Source organism: Kitasatospora sp. NPDC093102 (assembly GCF_040683915.1).
In the GTDB taxonomy this organism is placed as follows: Bacteria; Actinomycetota; Actinomycetes; order Streptomycetales; family Streptomycetaceae; genus Kitasatospora.
Map to the genome: position 1 here is coordinate 1 of NZ_JBFBFA010000125.1, position 3,210 is coordinate 3,210.

The 3,210-nt window shown below is 69.1% G+C and carries 1 protein-coding gene; it reads right to left on the reverse strand.

The features are described from left to right. A partial coding sequence (locus AB0O11_RS39220) for a hypothetical protein (RefSeq protein WP_363397383.1) occupies nt 1-3,198 on the reverse strand: 3,198 nt, incomplete at its 3' end. Nucleotides 3,199-3,210 lie beyond the last annotated feature (12 nt).

Consider the following 3,210-nt stretch of genomic DNA (forward strand, 5'->3'; position numbering starts at 1 on the left):
CGCATCCGGCCTCGGAGGGGTCTTCTTCGACACGTTCAGCCCGAGCTTGCCGCGCAGCGCCACCTCCCCCTGGTCCCGGGTGAAGAAGCTGCCGTAGGTGTTCGCCCCGACGCGGTGGCCCAGGACGGACTTCACCTCCGCCTTCATGGCCACGATCCGCTTGGTCAGATCATGGGTCGGCGGCAGGTCCTTCCCGACGTCGAGGAAGTGGTCGAACGCCCAGGAGGCCAGCCCGGGATCGTAGTCGAGCAGACGGATTCCGAACCCTTCGAGCGCGATGAACCACTGCTCGAACGCCGCCTCCTTCGCCGGCCCCGGGTCCGCGGTGTGATAGCGCAGAACCGCGTCGGCCATACCGAAGACCCCTTCCTGGGCGAGGTAGGAGTCGTTGGGAGCCGGCGAGAGGCCGGCCATCCGCGTCTTCAGTGCGAAGAGCGCTTCGGGCTCGACCCGATACGGTCCGGCTTCGGCCGAGGTGAGTCCGTCGGCGACCTTGATCAGCTGCAGCAGCATGCCACCGGCGTTGAGCAGGTGGATGCTGGTGCCCTGCTCGACTCCGAACTCGACCGAGGCGTAGACGGCGCGCCGGCGGAGGCGCTCGATCCGGGTCTCGAAGTCCGGCCCCGATCCGGTCCCGCCGTGCCGGAACCCGGCCAGGTGGTCGAGCCGGGCGTCGAACTGCTCGATGTCCATCAGCCCCTCGGAGACCAGCCTCAGGCCTGCTCCTGACATCCGGTCGAGCCGTTCGAGCACGTCGGTCTCGCTCGGGTCGGTCCGGCCGGCCCAGTCCAGGTCGTCCCGGAGCAGTGCGGCCGCTTCCACCAGCAATCCGCTGTCGCGCCCCTGCTCCATCAGCTGGGACTCCAGGAAGTCGAGCCGGCGCCGGGTCCGGTCCGTCGATTGCGGGGCGGTGAGGTCCTCGGCGGCCGCGCGCAGCGCGGCCCCGGCCAGCACGTTCAGGCCCTTGGTGGTGTAACCGGTCTCGGGGCGTTCGAGGATGACGACGTCGACGAGGTCCGCATGGGCCCTCCCCCCGTCGACCGCGGCCGCCGCCAGCCCTCCTTGCCCGCAGAAACCGGCGAGGTCCGACAGCCCGATCCGCCCGTCCAGCACCATGCCCAGGCCTGCCCCCCGGTACTGGGCCGCGATGCGCTCCCAGAGCTCCGCTTGGGCGGCGTCCGGTGTGACTCCGGGATAGTGCTCCGCCTTGCTGGAGTCGTAGAAGATCTGGTCGTAGTAATCCCGCTTCCCGAGAACGGCCTGTTCGACGAGCGGACGCAGTTCCTTGAGGTCTTCGAGGGCCTTGCCGTTGGCGAGCAGGGCGTCGCGGTAGATCGCCAGTCCGATGGTGAGCGCCGTCCGGTGATCGTCCGTCGGCTCGTTGCCGGCGAACGCGGTCATCCGTTCCGCGAAGTCCTTGAACACCCGCTCGCTGGTGGTGCTGTAGGAACCCTTCTCGACCAGCTTGAGGAGATCGGGCAGCAGATCGGTGGCGAAGGTCCTCAGCGGTTCCCGGGACAACATGGCCTTCGGGAACCTGCCGTCGGGGTCCTTCAGCTGGAGGACCTCCACGGCGTCGGCGGCTGTCAGCAGGCCGGTGCTCACCAGAGTCCTGACGCCCTCGGCCGTCTGGAGGAAGAACTGGTACGGATCCGGACCGCCGAGGACGAGCGGCCCGAGCAGGAGGCTGCCCGGCTTCGTCCGCTTCTCGGTCAGCTCCAGCCATGTGTCGATCGAAGCCGCGAGAACCGTCCTGGCGTCGTCCCGCAACTCGGCCCGGAACTCGCGGACCGCGCGGGCGTCTCCGATCAAATGGCTTCTCGCGTCGAGCGCGAGGAGTTCCATGGCCCTCGCGCTCATCGTGGCGCCACCGCCCTTGATCAGCTCCAGCGACTCCGCCGACTGCAACGCCGCCAGGTGCTCGGTCAGGTCCTCGGCCGTGAGGCGGCCGAGCCGGTCGAACCAGGTGATGGTCTCGCGCAACTTGCGTGCCATGCTCTGATCGGCCTCATCCAGGGCCGCACCCTCGGCGACGTCCAGCCGGGAGAAGAGCTCCTCGGCGGGATAGGCACGGACCGACAGTGGCAGCCTGGCGTGGTCGATCTCACTGAGGTACTCCCAGACACCGCCGACCTGCTCGATCTTGACGGCGGCCCTGGAGAGCCTCGCCCGGGTCTGGCACACACTCCGTTCGAGCTCCGTGAAGCTGTGGCCCGGGATCGGCGGCGCGTCCGCCATGCCCTCCAGCCCGTTGAACATCAGGTCGATCCGCTTCTCCGTTCGCGCATCGACCCAGATCTGCAGGGCGAGTTCGCGTTCGGATTCCTGCACCGTGCGCAGCAGCTGCCGGTACCGTTCGGGATCGAGCGGGAGGTGGCTCGCGTTGGTCACCAGGTGCTTCTGCCGGTGGGTGAGTTCGGCGGTGACCTCACCCATGACGCTCTGCCCGATCAGGAGGCTGGCCTCGTACAGCCGGGCCAGTGGCTCCCGTTGCTTGGGAGGAATCCTGGTGCTCCGGCCGATCAGCGGCGGCAGTTCCACCTGGGCCTTGCTCAGCTCGCGGAGCTCCTTGAGCAGCGGGCTGAGGTCGGCGTAGCGGCGCCGGACCTCCTCGGAGGAGAGCTGACCCTGGGAGATCAGCTCAGGGGTCCGGTCGAGCGCCTCGAGGCGCTGCCGCACCAGGAAGAGGGAGTTGTGCGGGGCCGTCGCGCCGGCCTGCCGCGCCCGTGCGTTCTCGAAGGCCTTGACGGCGAAGGTGATGTCCTGCTGGTACAGGTCGGCCAGGGGGTTGGCGGCACCGCCCCCGGACCGGCCCGCCATCCGGAAGAGGTCCGACTGCAGCGCATTCGGGTCGATCCAGTGGTCCGGGTCCTGCGCGTACAGACGGGTCAGGCCGTCGGTCGCTAGCGTGCGGAGCCGGTTGACGTAGACCTCGGCCTTGATGGACGGCCCGGTGCCGGCCGCCAGGAGGTCGGCGGAGCTCTCCAGGTAGCCGATGTGCGCGAGCAGTTCACGGGACTGCCGCTCGTCCATCACGCCGTCCATCCGCTGGAGCGCGTCGACGAGCCCCTGCAGCGTCTCGACGACCGGACGGCGCATGCGCCGGTCGAGGTCGGGCGTCCCCAAGGCCTCGTCGAGGTGCAGCAGGACGCTCTTGACCTCGTCGAGCGACGGGGTCTTCTCCCTCAGGGCGCTCATCTCATGGACGGC